We start from the raw sequence: 18,441 nt of genomic DNA on the forward strand, positions 1-18,441 counted from the left end.
ACTATTTTGAATCAAAAGGTGTGTTTATGAAAAAGGGTCTTCTTGCTGCCACGATAGTGTCAATTTCTTGTTCATCCGCAGTGTTTGCCAATCAAGCTTGTGATGAAACGGTTTTGCACGGTTATATGGGGAATATCAAAGATGAAATGCAGGCTATGTCTTCAGATGTGAAGTCTGGTGACAATAAAGCCGCTGCACAACGAGTAAACACACTTATAACGTATTTTGAGAAATCTCGTGCGGAAACCCCATTTAAGTTTACATCTGAAAACTTGCAGGGCAACGAGTTGGCTCAACAAAAAGAAAAGTACACGAAAGTGGTTGACGACACGATTGTGATATTGAAAAACTTAGAAAATGCATTACAAGCTGATAATGCTAACGATGTTAGAAAATGGCTTGGTGAAGTGGGTGGTCAAAGAAAGATTGGTCATGGTGCTTTTAAAGCAAATTGCTAGCGCTGCTGGATGACCTAGAGTGAATTCACTGCTACAATGCGCGCGATAAAGAGAGGATATTATGGCTCGTGTTAAAAAATCGCGCAGTATGCGTGGCAAACTTGGTAAAACTGGTTCAAAAGAGATGATGAAAGAGCAAAATAAAGCTCGTAAGGCATCTCCGACTCGTCGTTTTGTAACCAAAAAAGCCAAGGAACGCAAAGAACAAGCGCACAAAAAACTTGAACGTCTAGGCTTACTGCCTGAAAAAGAAGTGGCTGCCGCTCCTGCGCGTCCACGTCGCTTTGTGTTCGTAAAGCCTGTTGATGAAAAAGCAGAACAAACGAAAATGCAAGCTCAGTCTAATAACATAGACAAAGACAGTGAAGATTTGTCACTAGATGAATTGTTATCTGCTTTTACTGAAGAAAAGTAAGTAAAAAAGCGTAAAATAAAAAAAGGCTGCTTATGCAGCCTTTTTTTATACTAATTTTTTGTTTAGTTTTATAGGCTTGCAACATAATAAGAATCTGTCTTACAAGGTGAGTAATGTGAAAGCTTCTGTGCCAATGTCGAGTGTTCGTTATCTCTTAAAAGCTGTTGAAGAGCAAGGACTAGATCGCCAAGCTGTATTGGCCAGTTTAGACATCACGCAAGATGAAATAGAACAAAGTGATGCTTTTCCTGCTTATCGCTACGGAATGCTGTATCAAAAAATTATGTGGCTTATGCAGGATGAGTCTTTTGGTATGCTCAGTGGCGGTAAAGTACCCAATGGCACATTTAGGATGATGTGCCTTTGTATTATTCATGCTAGAAGTTTGGCGCATGCTTTATATCGATGCAGTGATTTTTATGAAATTTGTCGGGGGCCAACGGTGAAGCCTGTTTTGATCAAAAAAGGCCGCTTTGCCATGGTCACTTTTGCGCCTTTAGATTCGTCACCTGCTGATATTGATAGGTTGGTTGTCCCTGAATCGAAGGAACAACTTAGAACCACACTGTCTATGTGGCATCACTTTATCTGTTGGTTGATTGGTCGTCGCTTGAATTTAAAAGCCGCGTACTTTACCAGTGAGCGTCCTGATGATGTCGAATATTACAAAACCCTATTTCAATCTGAAGTAAAGTTTAATCAACATGCCAATGCCCTAGTGTTCCCTGCCAGTTATCTCGATATGCCGATTGTGCAAACCGAAGACAGCTTAAGAGGCTTTTTGAAAACCGCCCCTTATCAACTTCTGGTGATGGTGGAAAATGACAACAGTCTTAAATCTCAAGTCATGGCCATGTTAGGAAAGGATTTCTCTCGTGAGATGCCCAGTGCGGAAGAAGTCGCCAGTGCACTTAATATGAGTGTGTCCACGTTAAGGCGCCGCTTGAATGATGAAAAGACCTCTTATCAACATATTAAAGACGATTGTCGAAAGGAAGCGGCCATTACTTATATGAATGCGCCTCAACTTAGCATCAATGATATTGCCGCCTTAATGGGCTTTGATGAACCCAGTGCTTTTTTTCGATCCTTCAAAAAATGGACAGGTTTGACACCAGGAGAATATCGAAAAAGTGAGGAATACTTGAAATTCGGTAAGGCGATGAAACGCCTATGAACTCTGCGTTCTTGTTTGTCTTTACAAGAGGTTGATTGTATTTGTTAGAAATATAGGTCTGAATTGTTATTGAGAAATTTGCCATCTTTTACCATTCTGATAAGAGCGTTTTCTAGATCCGCTCGGATAAACAATCGGAGAATAAAAAATGAGCGAATACAAATACCCATTTAATGACATTTTATTCAGTCTACAGTCTGTCGCTCAAATAGAGCGTTTGACTCCTTATTTACATGATACGGTTGACGATAGTCTATTAGAAGCCATTCTTGAGGAAGCGGGAAAGTTAGCAGAACAAGTCATTGCGCCAATCAATGCTAGTGGTGACAAAGAAGGTTCTAGGGTGGAGTCAGGTGAGGTCATTGAAGCCAAAGGCTTTAAAGAAGCGTTCAAAGCATATGCTGACGGTGGCTGGATTGGCCTTTCAGGAGACCCGGAATACGGTGGACAAGGCCTACCGTCGTATATTGCTACCGCGGTTAATGAAGGCGTTCAGGCGGCTAACCTAGCCTTTTCACTTTGTCCTTTGCTGAGCATGGGAGCGATAGAAGCCATTAGTCAACACGCCAGTGAGATACTGAAGAATCGCTATTTGCCTAAAATGTTAGCGGGTGAATGGGCAGGGACTATGAATTTGACCGAAGCCCTCTGCTGGCTCAGACCTTGCCGCTATTGCCTGCAAAGCGATTCCTGATGGCGATGTATTTCGTATAAAAGGGCAAAAAATCTTTATCACTTGGGGTGATCATCAGATGAGTGACAACATCATTCATTTGGTATTGGCTCGCTTGCCAAATGCACCTGAGGGAGTGAAAGGTATTTCTTTGTTCATCGTGCCAAAATTTCTCTTAGATAATCAAGGTGAACCTGCTGAGCGTAATGACGTTCATGTCGTGTCGGTTGAGCACAAGATGGGAATTCATGCATCACCCACTTGTGTGATGAGCTTTGGAGATAAAGAAGGCGCTGTTGGCTATCTTGTTGGCAAAGAAAACGATGGTATTAAAGCCATGTTCACTATGATGAACAATGCAAGACAAGGCGTTGGCTTACAAGGTTTGGCCATTTCTGAACGAGCTTATCAGCAAGCTCTTGCTTATGCGATTGATCGTAAACAAGGCATGAATGCAAGTCGTACTGCTCGGGCAGCGATTATTGAACATCCTGACGTACTGCGTATGTTGATGACCATGAAGTCACAAATTGATGCGATGCGTTCTCTTATTTATGTGGCCGCTGTCGAAAACGATTTGTCGCATTTTGCAACGGGTGAGGTACAAAAACAGGCCGTGATAAGAACCGCTTTGTATACGCCTATTGTTAAGGGATGGATCACTGAGCAAGCTCAAGAAATAACATCCTTGGCCATTCAAGTGCATGGTGGAATGGGCTTTATTGAAGAAACTGGCGTGGCCCAACATGCTCGTGATGCCCGAATTTTGCCCATTTATGAAGGTACCAATGGCATTCAAGCTATTGATCTCATTGGTCGCAAACTGCATTCTGATAAGGGCGAAGGGATGATGTCATTGCTCGCTGACATCGAATCCGAATTAACACACTGGCAAGCAACAGACATGGCGCCGTATGCGGAAAAAGTGACTGTAATGCTGGAGCAAGCTAAAGCCGCTACCCAATCTTGTTTAGAGGCTATGCAAGAAGATCCTGTTTTGGGAACGGGCTTAGCGTATCCTTACATGATGTTAATGGGCTATCTGATTGGTGCCTGGTTGCAAATGAGAGCTTTGCATGCCGTGCAAGGTAATAATAAGCTTGATGATGTGCAAAAAGCTTCATGGCAACATTCGGTAGGCTTTTACTGTGATCATGTATTGCCTCGTGCTTTTGGTTATGCCCATGAAATAAAGTTTGGCAAGACAACTGTTGACAAACTAAACAAAAATGCTTTCAATCGATAAAAAGCATGACACGAAGAGACCTTTGTATTGCGTATTGAGCAAGGTCTTTTATAAGAAAGAATGCCTTAAAATAAAAATGTATCCGATAGGGAGGCAATATGACAGATAGAGACGTTATGGAGTTTGATGTTGTGATCGTGGGGGTGGCCCAGCAGGGCTGTCTGCAGCGTGTCGCATTATGCAAAAAGCCAAAGCCGAAGAAAAAGAGATCAGTGTGTGTTTGGTTGAGAAAGGTTCTGAAATAGGCGCTCATATTCTATCTGGTGCTGTCGTTGATCAAAAAGCCTTAGCTGAATTATTCCCTGATTGGCAAGCTATGGGGGCACCGTTAAACACTAAAGTGAATCAAGATGAGCTTTACTGGTTACATTCAGACAGCGCAGCCAAGCAGCTGAGTCACTGGATGATTCCTAAAACCCTTCATAATGACGGCAATTATATCATTAGCCTTGGTAATTTGTGTCGTTGGCTTGCAGAGCAAGCAGAGGCATTGGGTGTGGAGATTTTTCCTGGCTTTTCGGCGGCTCATCTTGCCTATGATGAAAGTGGTAAAGTCGAAGGTATTATTACTGGTGACATGGGATTGGCTGAAGACGGTTCAGAAAAAGACGGCTTTATGCCTGGTATGCTACTAAAAGCAAAATACACACTTTTGGCAGAAGGCTGCCGAGGTCATTTGGGCAAAGAGCTGATTGCTCGATTTGCCTTAGACGAAGACAAAGCCCCACAGCATTACGGCCTTGGCATTAAAGAGTTATGGGATGTGCCAGAGGCTCAGAGCAAGCCAGGTACGGTTATTCATACAGCGGGCTGGCCGTTAGGAAATGAAGCCGGTGGTGGCGGTTTTTTATATCACTTAGAGAATAATCAAGTGGTTGTGGGTTTGATTGTTGACTTGAATTATAAAAATCCTTACTTGAGTCCCTACGATGAATTTCAAAAATATAAGCATCATCCGATTATTGCGGAACATTTAAAAGGTGCCAAACGTGTGTCTTACGGAGCGCGTGCTATAGCAAAAGGTGGCTGGGCGTCGTTACCTAAAATGAGTTTTCCAGGCGGCCTAATGATTGGTTGTGATGCTGGCACACTAAATCCTGCAAAAATTAAAGGCACGCATACCGCCATGAAGAGCGGTATGGTAGCAGCGGAAAATGTTTTCGATGCATTACAAGCTGAAACACCGGTAGCCGATTTGGTTCAATTCAGTGATGCTGTGCGCAATTCATGGTTAGGAAAAGAATTACAGCAAGCCCGTAATTTTGTTCCTGTAATGCACAAAATGGGCACATTCTGGGGCGGGGCTTACAACTGGCTAGATCAAAACTTTTTTGCTGGCGGTTTGCCTTTTACCTTTAATGATATGACGCCCGATTATGCTTGCTTGGAGCCTGCAGAGAAACATGTTGCGCCAGATTATAAAAAACCAGACGGTTTGTTAAGCTTTGACAAGCTCTCATCGGTGTTTTTATCAAATACCAACCATGAAGAAAATCAACCTTGTCATTTGAAGCTAAAAGATCCGACTATTCCGATTCAAAGCAACCTTCCCAAATATAATGAGTTCCGCTCAGCGTTATTGTCCGGCAGGCGTTTATGAAGTCGTAGAGTCAGCTAACGAGACGATTTTTCAAATCAACTCACAAAATTGTATTCACTGTAAAACCTGCGATATCAAAGATCCAGCACAAAATATAACTTGGGTAACCCCAGAAGGGGCAGGCGGTCCAAATTACCCTAATATGTAATTTTGTAGGCAGGCCCAACTAAGGCTACGGCATTTATGGAAACGCCAATTCAGCTTTTTAAGCAAACGGATCACTTATATGTGCTCCGTTTGTTCTTATTCACCACTGGATTTCACTCTCTGGCTGTTTAATAATGGTACCCTACAAAAAGGGGAACACTATGCGCCTTTGGGTCGATGCCGACGCCTGTCCAAATGTTATCAAAACCATTCTTTTCCGTGCTGCTGAACGTGTGCAAATTCCTTGTATCCTTGTCGCAAATCAAGCGATTGCAGTCCCTCCCTCTAAATGGATTGAACGACGAGTAGTAAGCTCAGGTTTTGACGTCGCCGATAATTATATTGTCGACAATATTGATGCTCAGGATTTGGTCATCACAGCAGATATCCCTTTAGCGTCTGAGGTGATTGAAAAAGGTGCTTTGGCTATTAATCCTCGGGGGGAGCTGTATACCAAAGAAAACATTAAACAACGTTTGGGTATGCGAGATTTTATGGAACAGATGCGCTCTTCAGGTGTTCAAACAGGCGGCCCGGCAACCTTTAGTCAGCAAGACAGAATGGCTTTTGCTAATACGTTAGACAAGCTGTTGGCACAAAGAGTCAAATAGCCGTATTTTTAACAGAAACCTTGTGCAATCTGGAAAGGGCTTGTTGAGCGTTTTCCAGATTATTCAACATTTATAGGTGGTTTTATATGAAAAAAATCGTGGTGGTTGGTGGTGGAGCAGGAGGTTTGGAACTCGTCACGAAATTGGGGCATTCCTTTGGCAAAAAACGCCAAGCGGACATCGTTCTGATTGACAGAAGCCAGACCCATATCTGGAAGCCGTTATTACATGAAGTGGCAACCGGTTCTTTAGACATCAACAATGATGGTGTGAATTATAGAAGCCCATGCTGCCAAGCACCATTATCAGTTCCAACTAGGAACTTTAATGGCGGTTGATCCTGAAGCGAAGACTTTAACATTAGACTCTCTGTCGGATGACATGGGACACATAGTGTTACCCGAACGTACGATTTCTTATGACATTCTTGTTATGGCTGTGGGCAGTGTCAGTAATGATTTTGGTACGCCTGGTGTGTCCACTCATTGTTATTTTCTCGATTCTCACAAACAAGCAGAACGCTTTCAGCAAGCTTTGCTGAACCAATTCTTACGGGTTCACCAAGAAGGCACCGATGCGAAGCTAAAGCTGGCCATTGTCGGTGGTGGTGCGACGGGGGTGGAATTATCTGCTGAGTTGTTTCATGTGGCCGATATGCTAAAAGCTTATGGTATGCCGGAAATGTCAGGGAAACGTGTCAATATTCAACTGATTGAAGCGGGTCCACGAATTTTGCCGGCATTGCCAGATCGTATTGCGGCTTTAGCAACGAAAGAGTTACTTCGTTTAGGCGTAACCGTCAGTAAAAATACTCGGGTTGTTCGGGCTTACGATGGCGGTTTTCAGACGGCGGATGAGACCAATATTGAAGCCGATCTTATGATCTGGGCTGCAGGAGTAAAAGCACCGGATTTTGTTGCTCGAATAGAAGGTTTTGAAACCACTCGAAATAACCAGATTTTGGTCAAGGGAACATTGCAAACGACAGGGTTTGATAATATCTATGTGATTGGTGACTGTTGTGCTTGTAAGCAGGCTGATGGCTCGTTTGTTCCACCACGTGCTCAATCTGCTCATCAAATGGCATCTTTGGTCTTTGACAATATTAAAGCGTCTTTTTTGAGCGAACCACTGAAAGAATACACCTATAAAGATTATGGTTCTTTGGTGAACTTAAGCCGTTACAGTACGGTGGGTAATCTAATGGGCAACCTTATGGGGGGCTCGATGTTTATTGAGGGACGTATTGCACGCTTTGTGTATGTTTCTTTATACCGCCTACATCTTATTGCGATTCATGGTTGGTTTAAAGCCACGGTGATTATGGCTGCTCAAAAGATTGGCAAGGTGGTCAAACCAAAGCTCAAATTGCATTAAATTACCGACCATGTACTGGATTTAATAGAAACCGAGACGTGATCTCGGTTTTTTTTCATTTAATTTTCCGATGCCTTGACCTGTGTGCTACCCATAGGTTCTACACTTTGTTAATTGTTTGGCTAGTTTGTTTTCAAAGGAGTTCATATGCGAGTAAGTGAGCTGGCTCATAAAGCCAATGTTACGGCTGAAACCGTGCGTCATTACACAAGGTTAGGGCTGATCCAAGCTGAACGCGATGCTAATAATGGTTACCAGATCTACGACAAGCTGGCTTTGCAGCGATTAGTTTTTATTCGTCAAGCCAGTGAATTAGGGTTTAGCTTAAAGCAAATAGAAGACATTTTTCAGCAATCAGACAGCGGCGATTCGCCTTGCCCGATGGTGAGAGATTTGTTGCAGAAAAAAGTGCCTGAAACCAAGCTGAAAATAGCCCAATTACAAGCCCATCTGCATAAAATGGAAAAAGCTTTAGAGACGTGGGAAGACATGCCAGATGGAAATCCCAATGGTCACTCCATTTGTTGTTTGATTGAAGATTGGCAAGAAAAAGCAACGCATGATGAATAGGTATCGAGGATGAATACGAAAGATCAAGAAAGCAAAGATACTGCTATTAAGGCATTAGAGCTCAGCGTATCAGGCATGTCATGCCAAGGGTGTGTGTCGAAAGTTCGTAAGCAAATTCAGCAGCAAAGCCCAGAAGCTGTTGTTACAGGCAACCCAAAAGAAAACTCACTTTTGGTGACCTCCGATCTTTCTTTGGCTGCAATAGAGGCCATAGTGGCAGAAGCGGGTTACCAATCGTTTGGCTTGTTAGATAAAAATGAGCAAGCTCAATTAAATAACAATCAACATACCGATGTGACCGAATCAGAACCTGATATTGACAAAGCAGAGCGCTTGGAGTTGGCGACACATTATCAGTTGGCTATTGCTGGTATGACTTGTGCTGGCTGTGTTAATTCTGTGCAAAAAGCACTTACCCATGCTGATAAGGTCTTATCTGCAGAAGTGAATTTCGCTAATCATACTGCGCAGGTAACGACTTTTGGTTCAGTGGAGACACTCATCCAAGCCGTCGCCGATGCTGGTTATCAGGCTAGCCTCGTGGTTGATGCTGACAAAAGTGAAGTTGACCGTGACCAAAGAGAGTTAGAAGAATATCAATATAAGCGTAAGTCGTCAGTTTTGGGGTTAAGCCTAGGTATACCTTTAATGTTATATGGTGTGTTTGGCGGAAGCATGGCTGTGAGCACGCTCACCGATAGGGCTATCTGGTTTTGCATTGGGCTTATTACGCTGTGGATTATGGTTCGTGCTGGTAAACATTATTTCCGTGGTGCGTGGAAAGCCTTTGGTTTACATCAGGCTAATATGGATATGTTAATTGCATTGGGAACCGGATGCGCTTGGCTATATTCCATGCTTGTGGTGATCATGCCAAGTTGGTTACCAGAAAATACCCAGCATTTGTATTTTGAAGCGGCGGTTATGATCATAGGCTTAATTAACCTTGGGCAAGCATTGGAATTACGGGCACGTCGTAAAACCAGTCAAGCTCTTCATCGGTTATTAGATCTTAGACCAAAAATGGCAACTCGAATTGAAAATGGGGTTGAATCACGGGTTCCCGTTGCCGACATTAAGTTAGGTGATATTTTACGCGTACGTTCCGGTGACAGTATTGCGGTGGATGGAGAAGTTGTAGAGGGCTTATCAACGGTAAATGAGTCCATGTTGACAGGAGAAGCCGCGCCCATTGAAAAACAGCCTGGCAGCTTGTTATCCGCTGGAACGATTAATGGTCAAGGCAGCCTGCTCTTTAAGGCAACTCGAATAGGTTCAGACACCTTGCTGGCACAAATTATTACTATGGTGAGTAAAGCGCAAGGCTCCAAACCGCCTATTAGTGTGTTGGCTGATAAAGTGTCCTCTATCTTTGTTCCGAGTGTGATCATCATCGCTATTTTAACGGCATTGGCTTGGTTTAATTTTGCGGAAGAGGCCGTTTTTTCATACATGCTGGTTACCAGTATTTCCGTATTAATTATTGCTTGTCCTTGTGCTCTGGGGTTAGCGACGCCTATATCAACCATGATAGGGATTGGAAAGGCCGCAGAATATGGCGGTTTGATTCGTAATGGCGATGCGCTACAGCGAGCAAGTGAGTTGACGGTGGTAGTACTGGATAAGACGGGAACCATTACAGAAGGCAAGCCTAAAGTGGTCGATCAGATAATGGCTGAGCACGCTCAAAAAGATTTTGTGGCGGAATTAGTTACCATGCTTGAAGCGCGGGCGAATCACCCTTTGGCTGATGCTTTGCTGCAACACTGCCAGTTGACTCGAGATAGTAATAGCTCAATGAAGCTTGATCATTTTGAATCAATGATTGGTTTGGGAGTGAAAGGCCATGTTAAGGGAAGGACGTATTATCTCGGTAATGAGCGCCTCATGAAAGAAAAGGGGATTCACCTTGAGCTGGACGAAGTGAACAGCCAATATAAGGGATGCACTCGTGTTTATCTTGCAGATGATACCTCTTTATTATCGATTTTCTATATTGAAGACCCAGTTAAGAGAGGCATGAAAGATGCCATCACTAGCTTTAAAGAACAAGGGTTAAAAGTCATTATGTTGACAGGAGACAACCCTGAAACGGCGGCGTCGGTAGCAGAAGCTGTCGGTATCGAAGACTATCATGCGCAGTTAATGCCAGATGATAAGCTAAACTGGGTTAAGACACTTCAAGCTCAGGGCGAAGTGGTTGGTATGATTGGTGACGGTATAAATGATGCTCCTGCTTTGGCTCAAGCTGATGTCGGTTTTGCTATGGGGGCTGGTACCGATGTTGCTATGGAAAGCGCAGACATCACGTTAATACACAGCGATTTAAAAAGTGTCGCTAACGTGATTCAAATCAGTAGGGCGACGTTAAGAAATATCAAACAGAATTTGTGGGGCGCATTTGCGTACAACACTTTAGGTATACCAATTGCCGCTGGGATTTTGTTTCCTTTGACAGGCTGGTTGTTAAGCCCTGTCATCGCTGGAGCGGCCATGTCTTTATCATCGGTTACCGTGGTGACCAATGCCAATCGACTCAGACTGTTCCGTGTATCATCGTCTACAGATAAAATGGAGGATAAAATATGAGCACACTCATTAACCTTGTGGGCGTTTTACTCATTGTGTTTGTTGTTTACTGGTTTTGGTGGCCGAAAAAGCGCAGTAAGTGACGGGACTCAATTCTCCCTATGACCGATGAGCTAGGCAATTAGCAGGGAAATTTGCCTACGTTTACGGTAAAATGCGGTTTCTTTGAATAAGCCAAGAAAGTCTCTTGGCTTATTTTTCTTGGTTAAAAATCAAAATGATCGGAGTCGTTAATATGCTTGCTGCATATCAATGGGGCATTTTTGCCATTGCATTGGGTACGTTTGGAATAGGTACCACAGAATTTATGCCCATGGGGTTACTTCCAGTGATAGCAGAGGGCGTTAATGCGTCTATTCCAGCAGCTGGTTTGCTGATTAGTGCCTATGCTGTCGGGGTTATGGTTGGCGCACCGTTAATCACCTTATATCTAACTAAATACAGTCATAAAACCTCTTTGCTGGCCTTAATGGCGGTTTTTGTGGTGGGCAATCTTCTCTCTGCGATGTCGGTGAATTACGAAACCTTTTTAGTATCTCGTATCATTACCAGTTTGTCCCATGGTGCTTTTTTTGGTATCGGAGCCGTGGTAGCAATGAATTTAGCGCCATACCATAAAAAAGGCTCGGCCGTGGCGTCTATCTTTTTGGGACTCACCATTGCGAATATTGTAGGCGTACCAATTACTACATGGTTAGGGCAAACCTTCGATTGGCGTCTTTCCTTTGTCGTCACTGCAGTACTAGGTATCGTGGCGATTTTGGGTATTAGCCGTAGTTTGCCAGCCATGGCGCCAGCGAAAAAACCTGATGTCAAAACCGAACTTAAAGCCATCATGCAGCCTGCAGCCTTGCGAGCTTTTGCAACGACAGTGATGTGTGCTGGTTCCATGTTTACGCTTTACACCTATATAACCCCAGTGATGCAAACCTTAGCTCAGGCTACCGATAACACCATTGCGACTATGCTGATGTTGGTGGGTATTGGCTTTACTTTAGGTAATTATGTTAGCGGTAAAATAACGGACAAATCACCAGATTTAGCCTTGTTTGTGTTCCTTGCTTTGCAAGTGTTGGTATTGCTGATGTTTCGTTTTACCGCCACCACAACAATGGGTGCTGGTCTAACTGTTTTACTATGGGGAACGGTTATTTTTGGCAGTGGACCACCATTACAAATGCAAGTGATGAAAATCGCCGATCAGGCTCCAGGATTGGCTTCGTCTATTAATATAGGCGCGTTTAATCTTGGTAATGCTTTAGGCGCGGCTCTAGGTGGGTTGGTCATTAGTATTGGTTTCGGCTTTGATTGGATCCCAGGAGCTGCTGCCATATTGTCTTTTTTAGCGCTGATTATGGTGTTCATTAATCGCTATAAATCAAGATATTAACTTATTGGTTAGCGTCTTTAGTCGTCAGCTCAACAGCGTTTGAGTTGAATACTGTCATTGTCTGTTCGACGATGATTTGTAGGCATTTTTATGCCAAATCTAAATGTAGTTTTTATTTCTTAATGTAATTTAACGGTTTCTAACTGGAAGATACTAGCGCTTCGCAGAGGTATGCGGCTGTGTTGGTGTGCTGATAAAAGGTAATTTATGCTCGAAAAAATGAAAATGGAATGGTTCTCCAATATTCGTGGAGATATATTGGCTGGTATTGTGGTGGCACTGGCTTTAATCCCAGAAGCCATCGCGTTCTCTATTATTGCTGGCGTTGATCCAAAAGTGGGCTTGTATGCCTCTTTTTGTATCGCCGTCGTTATTGCCTTCGTTGGCGGTCGTCCAGGTATGATTTCGGCCGCGACTGGTGCCATGGCTTTGCTTATGGTGACTTTGGTAAAAGAGCATGGCTTGGAATATTTGTTAGCGGCCACCTTACTAACGGGTGTGATTCAAATTATTGCTGGCTACATAAAGTTAGGCAGTTTGATGCGGTTTGTCTCGCGGTCTGTGGTGACAGGTTTTGTCAATGCTTTGGCGATACTGATTTTTATGGCGCAGTTACCAGAGCTAACCAATGTAACATGGCACGTTTACGCTATGACAGCTGCAGGTTTAGGCATTATTTATCTTTTTCCTTATCTGCCTGTGATTGGTAAAACCTTGCCTTCACCTTTGGTATGTATCGTGGTGTTGACGGCTTTCGCTATGATAGTGGGAATAGATATTCGTACCGTTGGTGATATGGGCGAACTGCCTGATACCTTGCCGATCTTTTTGTGGCCTGACGTGCCTTTAAACCTAGACACTCTATTAATAATCTTACCTTATTCTATTGGCTTAGCGGTGGTTGGCTTATTGGAATCCATGATGACAGCGGCCATTGTTGATGACCTTACTGATACAAAGAGCGATCGTAATCGTGAATGTAAGGGTCAAGGTATTGCTAATATAGGATCTGGTTTACTCGGTGGTATGGCGGGTTGTGCCATGATAGGCCAATCGATTATCAACGTAAAATCGGGTGGTAGAGGGCGCTTGTCCACCTTTATTGCAGGGACACTTCTTTTAATTATGGTGGTGTTTTTGGGCGAGTGGATAAAACAAATCCCCATGGCCGCATTGGTTGCGGTGATGATCATGGTATCAATTGGTACTTTTTCTTGGAGCTCCATTACCAATCTTACAAAACACCCGTTATCCACCAATATTGTTATGGTGACAACGGTTGTTATTGTGGTGTGGACTCATAATCTTGCATTGGGTGTATTCGTCGGAGTCTTGTTGGCTACCTTGTTCTTTGCCAATAAAATTGGCCGTTTCATGATAGTGAAAGCAGAACAAAGTGACGATCAATCTGTACGAACATACCGCGTAATTGGTCAGGTGTTTTTTGCATCCTCAGAAGCTTTTGTTGAGTCATTTGATTTTAAAGAGGCTGTCAATAAAGTGGTTATTGACTTAACTAATGCGCATTTTTGGGATATTACTTCTGTGTCTTCTTTAGATAAAGTCGTGATCAAATTCCGCCGTGAAGGTGCAGACGTTGAGTTAGTGGGTATGAATGCCGCGACAGAAACCGTTGTCGATAAATTTGCTGTGCACAACGATCCAAAAGAAATCGAAAAAGTCATGGGCGGACACTGATATTTAACATGAAGTGAAAACTTTAGTTGGTGTTTTGGTTAAAAAGAAATGAGGTTAAACCAGAACACCAACCATGATTTCTAGATGCTTAGCATCTGAGAGATCTAATTACAGCGAAACATGTTAATACACCTTCACTATTTCCGATAAATGTTATTATCGGAAATAGTGAATAAGCCTATTATTGCAGTGCTATGGCCAAATTTTAGGCTTTTATTTATTCTTTAAATCGTTCCAATAATTCAATCAGTGAATTGACCTGATATGTGGGTCGAATCTCTTCTGTGTGTGTTTTGTTGTGGCGATTAAGCCAGCATGTATCGAAGCCAAAGTTGTTGCCACCTAGAATGTCCGATTCTAACGTGTCGCCCACCATCAATACCTGATTTTTATCTGGGGATCCCATTTGCTCTAACGCGTATTGAAAAATAGTTGGATGTGGCTTAGCAACACCAACGAGCCTCGGAAATCACAACGGGTGAAAAATACGGCTGAAATCCTGTGCGCTCCAAACGTACGGTCTGCAATTGGGCAAAACCATTGGTAATGATGCCCATCTTTACCTTGTTTGCATGCAAATGTGTCACAAGTTCTACAGCACCTGGCAAGGTTTTGCAGATATCCGCCATGGCATCTAAAAACTGCTTATTCAGCTCTTTTGTGCTGATAGCTAATCGTTCGCTCCATCGTGTAAAACGGCGTGTTTGTAGCTGTTCGGCACTGATTTGACCATTTTGATAGTCTACCCAAAGCTGTTTATTAACGACTTGGTACTCATCAAAGTCGCTTTGCTCGAAACTTATACTATGCTGAGCAAACATGTGTTTTAAGCCGGCAAAATTGTCAAAATGGAAAAGTGTTTCGTCCGCGTCAAATAGGATCCATTGATATTTCATTGTTTAACTGCACATATTAAAAGTTTAAAGGTAATGCTGTGGGTGTAATGCTGGCGCTAATGCCAGTATTAAAGCCTGTGTATAGATGCTTTCCCGTGTGGCGGCATGATTCGTTAACAACCCTATCGCACCGCCTTTCTGTCGAATGTTGTTGGTATTAAATAACGCGTCCATGACTACCCCAAGCTCTTTACCAGCTAGAAGCTGTGCGTACACTTTCGAAGGTAAAGGCAAATTTGCTGAGCGCCCCGTCATTAAATGTCCGTCACTATTTACAATCGCGACATACGCAAACGTTGCTGCGCCCTCTTCGAATTCATCAACACCTCCTTCCATAGCAACACAAAAACCCATAGCTTTACTGCCATGATCAGCGAAATCATTCTGTTCAAAACAGTAACGCGCTCGGTTTTGTGCACCAAGACGAGTCTCTGCTTCTGTCATCGGTTGATCGGCAACATCAGATGGAGCATGCATCTCTTCGCAATGAATGATGTGATCGGGAAACGTTTGAGAAAAGGCTTGTTTTGCGGCATTCACTTTGACGGGATTAGTGGATCCGACACAAATTCTGATGACAGTGGAGTCTGCTTTTATGGTCATATAGGCAATCTCGTTAATGGCTTTAGATGAATAAAAAAGCCGCTATTATCATCTAGAATGATCAATAGCGGCTTGTTAAAGCACTAATGTATATGGGTTAAGCTTGCCCTTTAATGATGGGCGTTGGGCAAACAACATCGGCATTTTGCGCTCGGTTTCTGAGCAAGTGATCCATGATCGTTAACGCTAACATTGCTTCGGCAATGGGCGTTGCGCGAATACCAACACAAGGATCATGACGGCCTTTGGTAATGACTTCTATAGGATTGCCGGCACGGTCAATGCTTTTACCAGGAATGGTGATGCTTGATGTTGGTTTTAATGCCATGCGAACCACAATATCTTGGCCAGATGAAATGCCACCCAGCACACCACCTGCGTGATTGCTTAAAAAACCTTCTGGCGTCATCTCGTCACGATGCTGGCTGCCTTTTTGTTCGACAACATCAAAACCATCACCAATTTCAACGCCTTTTACAGCATTAATACTCATAATGGCTTTGGCAATGTCTGCATCGAGACGGTCAAAAACGGGTTCGCCTAAACCTGGCATTACGTTCTTTGCAATAACGGTGATCTTCGCACCCACCGAATCGCCTTCACGACGTAACGCTGTCATGTATTCTTCAAGTTGTGGAATCGCATCTGGATCTGGGCTGAAAAAGCTGTTTTCGTAAACTTGGCTTAGGTCTTTGACTTCCAATTTTATTGGACCAAGTTGCGACAAGAAACCTTGGATTTCAATACCAAATTGTTGCTTTAAATATTTCTTAGCAATGGCGCCTGCGGCAACACGCATCGCCGTCTCACGAGCGGACGAACGACCGCCACCACGATAATCGCGGAAGCCGTATTTTTGGTCGTATGTGTAATCTGCGTGGGCTGGACGGAAAGTGTCTGCGATATTGCCGTAATCTTTCGAGCGCTGATCAGTGTTTTCGATCATTAAACCGATGGGGGTTCCTGTGGTTTTACCTTCAAAAACACCCGATAGAATCTTAACTTCATCTGCTTCGCGACGCTGAGTGGTGTATTTTGAGGTGCCAGGTTTACGCAGATCCAAATCACGCTGTAAATCTGCTTCGCAAATTTCAAGGCCCGGAGGACAACCATCAATAATGGCACCAAGCGCAAGACCATGACTTTCACCAAAGGTGGTGACTTTAAAAAGTGTTCCAAATGTATTACCAGACATAATTTATTTCTGCTCTTGTAATAGTTCACTAAGTTGTTCTTTCGTTAGGATAAAAACGCCGTTGCCACCCTGCTCTAATTCTACCCACATAAATGGAATGTTAGGATAAGCGGTTTGCAACGCGACCTCGGTGTTTCCTACTTCGTATACTAATATACCGTCATCTTGCAGATAATGCGCGACTTGGGCTAAAAATTCGTGGGTGAAATTAAGTCCATCTTCACCGGATGTTAAGGCTAATTCTGGTTCATTATGAAATTCTGCCGGAGCATTCTGGAAATCATCCGCATCAACATAAGGAGGATTACAAATAATCAGGTCGTATTGTTTGCCCGTTAGGCTTTTAAACATATCAGAATGAATAGCATGAACTCGGTCTTCCACTTGGTGGCGAACGATGTTTTCATTGGCGACCAGCAATGCCGCTTCACTGATATCTGAAATATCGACTTCTGCGTCTTCAAACACTAAGGCAGCAGCAATGCCTAGGCAGCCAGATCCCGTACACATATCTAAAATATTCAACGGATAGTTTTTAAGCCAAGGTGCAAATTCACTTTCCAATAAAGACAGGATTGGTGAACGTGGAATTAATGTGTCTTTGGTGACTTTAAATGGCAGCCCCATAAACCAAGCTTCGCCTAAAAGGTATGGAAGCGGTTCACGCTTGGTAATGCGTGTTTGTACTAATTTAAGAATATGCTTCTTTTCATTATAGGTCAGTGCGCAATCTAACATATCGCGATCAAAGTCGAGCGGAAGCTTTAATGCGCCCATTACAAGGTGAACGGCTTCGTCCCAAGGGTTATCTGTGCCGTGACCGTAAAACAAGTCCGACCGTTGAAAACGGCTAAAAGTCCAGCGAATGAAGTCTTTGATGGTGTTTAAATCACGAATAGCGGATTGTTTGTTGCTCATCTTCTCTTCTTAATATTGAATGCGCGAATACAGCGAGTAAGTCATTATAACGGTTATTGTTTCGAGCCTCTATCTTTGCGTTGCATGGTTTTCACTGAGTGAGTGATTTCCTCCAGTTTTCTTGCCATTTCTTGCCATTTTTTATCCTCATCCACGCGTTGCTCACTTTGACGATCTAAGAGTTCTGTCGTGAGCCTTGCATTTTCTTCTTTTAGCAATGCTAGTTGATTGTCTTGTTTGGCTAAGTCTACTTCTTTTTGAGCGAGGTTGAGGCGTAGTTCAGAGTTGTCTTTTTGTGCTTGCTGGATCTGGCTGGTCAACACCGCATTTTGCGCTATCACCTCTTGGTATCTTTGTTCGCTAAATGCCCATTTTTGCTTCAGGTTTTCGGCTTCTTCTGTTCTTTTTTGACATTCTATCGTCAATGCGTCATGGGCGGTTTGCAGTTCGATTAGTGCTGACGATAAGGAAAGGTAGCCGCTTTGTGTTGCCTCTTGCTTACGTATTTGGTGTTGCTCTATTTCTGTCGTTTTTTCATCCAATAATTGCCCAAGTTGTTGAGTAACTTCTCGTGAAAACCGCTTAAAAACCGGTCCGAGAACATCGTTTAACTCTTTTAATTGGTGTTGTTGATATTCTTTGTACGTGTCTTCCCATTCCGCGATGGCATTCATTAGGGTCGTGTTTGAGCAACGTCGACCATCTTGTTGCAAAAAGTGCTCAGCCAAGCGTGGGATATTGGGAAAGCTATTTTGCTCTAGTAACAGCCAGCAGGCTTGGTGGATTTCTTCTCTTGCTATATTTGCTTTGCGAGCCATGATGTTATCCATTAAGTAATGAAAATAAATTAAATAAAATATGTATTTATTTTATCAAAT

16 protein-coding genes and 2 pseudogenes are annotated in these 18,441 nt (G+C 43.2%); 12 read left to right on the plus strand and 6 right to left on the minus strand.

The window, feature by feature from the left end; all coding sequences use genetic code 11:
* The first annotated feature begins 26 nt into the window (after positions 1-26).
* The 12 genes and pseudogenes from AC0L6V_RS05250 to AC0L6V_RS05305 all read left to right on the plus strand — a co-directional run bounded on the left by AC0L6V_RS05250 (position 27) and on the right by AC0L6V_RS05305 (position 13,951).
* A complete protein-coding gene (locus AC0L6V_RS05250; protein ID WP_265216649.1) occupies positions 27-458 on the plus strand; it encodes a cytochrome b562 in 432 nt (143 codons plus the stop codon).
* Positions 459-519: 61 nt separating this feature from the next.
* Positions 520-873, plus strand: a complete 354-nt coding sequence (locus AC0L6V_RS05255; RefSeq protein WP_265216650.1) for a hypothetical protein — start codon at positions 520-522, stop codon at positions 871-873.
* 115 nt (positions 874-988) lie between these two features.
* Complete coding sequence (locus tag AC0L6V_RS05260) at positions 989-2,050, plus strand: AraC family transcriptional regulator (RefSeq protein ID WP_409419482.1); 1,062 nt, start codon at positions 989-991, stop codon at positions 2,048-2,050.
* 148 nt (positions 2,051-2,198) lie between these two features.
* Entirely contained in the window at positions 2,199-2,744 is a 546-nt protein-coding gene (locus tag AC0L6V_RS05265) for an acyl-CoA dehydrogenase family protein (protein WP_418138820.1), read from the plus strand.
* Complete coding sequence (locus AC0L6V_RS05270) at positions 2,737-3,969, plus strand: acyl-CoA dehydrogenase (protein ID WP_418139070.1); 1,233 nt, start codon at positions 2,737-2,739, stop codon at positions 3,967-3,969. The genes AC0L6V_RS05265 and AC0L6V_RS05270 overlap by 8 nt, the downstream gene beginning before the upstream one ends.
* 98 nt (positions 3,970-4,067) lie before the next feature.
* A pseudogene (locus AC0L6V_RS05275) lies at positions 4,068-5,717 on the plus strand (electron transfer flavoprotein-ubiquinone oxidoreductase).
* A gap of 160 nt (positions 5,718-5,877) precedes the next feature.
* On the plus strand, positions 5,878-6,327 hold the full coding sequence (locus AC0L6V_RS05280) for a YaiI/YqxD family protein (protein WP_265216653.1): 450 nt from the start codon (positions 5,878-5,880) through the stop codon (positions 6,325-6,327).
* Positions 6,328-6,413: 86 nt separating this feature from the next.
* Positions 6,414-7,704 (plus strand): annotated as a pseudogene (locus AC0L6V_RS05285) (NAD(P)/FAD-dependent oxidoreductase).
* Between the two features lie 147 nt (positions 7,705-7,851).
* The gene (locus tag AC0L6V_RS05290) at positions 7,852-8,274 is read left to right on the plus strand and encodes a MerR family transcriptional regulator (protein WP_265216654.1); all 423 of its coding nucleotides are present in this window, start codon (positions 7,852-7,854) and stop codon (positions 8,272-8,274) included.
* A 9-nt stretch (positions 8,275-8,283) separates the two neighbouring features.
* Entirely contained in the window at positions 8,284-10,863 is a 2,580-nt protein-coding gene (locus tag AC0L6V_RS05295; RefSeq protein ID WP_265216655.1) for a heavy metal translocating P-type ATPase, read from the plus strand.
* Positions 10,864-11,098: 235 nt separating this feature from the next.
* Entirely contained in the window at positions 11,099-12,253 is a 1,155-nt protein-coding gene (locus tag AC0L6V_RS05300; RefSeq protein WP_265216656.1) for an MFS transporter, read from the plus strand.
* Positions 12,254-12,460: 207 nt separating this feature from the next.
* Positions 12,461-13,951: a SulP family inorganic anion transporter gene (locus AC0L6V_RS05305; protein ID WP_409419486.1), complete on the plus strand. Its 1,491-nt coding sequence runs from the start codon at positions 12,461-12,463 to the stop codon at positions 13,949-13,951.
* A 217-nt stretch (positions 13,952-14,168) separates the two neighbouring features.
* On the opposite strand, the gene AC0L6V_RS05310 is transcribed toward AC0L6V_RS05305, so the two are convergent.
* The 6 genes from AC0L6V_RS05310 to AC0L6V_RS05335 all read right to left on the minus strand — a co-directional run bounded on the left by AC0L6V_RS05310 (position 14,169) and on the right by AC0L6V_RS05335 (position 18,381).
* On the minus strand, positions 14,169-14,357 hold the full coding sequence (locus AC0L6V_RS05310) for an HAD hydrolase-like protein (protein WP_265216657.1): 189 nt from the start codon (positions 14,355-14,357) through the stop codon (positions 14,169-14,171).
* 37 nt (positions 14,358-14,394) lie between these two features.
* Entirely contained in the window at positions 14,395-14,847 is a 453-nt protein-coding gene (yjjG, locus tag AC0L6V_RS05315) for a pyrimidine 5'-nucleotidase (protein WP_265216658.1), read from the minus strand.
* Between the two features lie 24 nt (positions 14,848-14,871).
* Positions 14,872-15,450, minus strand: coding sequence for an inosine/xanthosine triphosphatase (gene yjjX / locus AC0L6V_RS05320; RefSeq protein ID WP_265216659.1), 579 nt, complete (start codon positions 15,448-15,450; stop codon positions 14,872-14,874).
* Positions 15,451-15,547: 97 nt separating this feature from the next.
* A complete protein-coding gene (gene aroC / locus AC0L6V_RS05325) occupies positions 15,548-16,645 on the minus strand; it encodes a chorismate synthase (RefSeq protein ID WP_265216660.1) in 1,098 nt (365 codons plus the stop codon).
* Between the two features lie 3 nt (positions 16,646-16,648).
* Positions 16,649-17,563 carry a 50S ribosomal protein L3 N(5)-glutamine methyltransferase gene (gene prmB / locus AC0L6V_RS05330; RefSeq protein ID WP_265216662.1) on the minus strand — a complete coding sequence of 305 codons (915 nt, stop codon included), beginning with the start codon at positions 17,561-17,563 and terminating at the stop codon, positions 16,649-16,651.
* A gap of 53 nt (positions 17,564-17,616) precedes the next feature.
* A complete protein-coding gene (locus AC0L6V_RS05335; RefSeq protein ID WP_265216663.1) occupies positions 17,617-18,381 on the minus strand; it encodes a hypothetical protein in 765 nt (254 codons plus the stop codon).
* Positions 18,382-18,441: the final 60 nt, after the last annotated feature.

This window comes from Marinomonas sp. G8-14, from assembly GCF_055808935.1.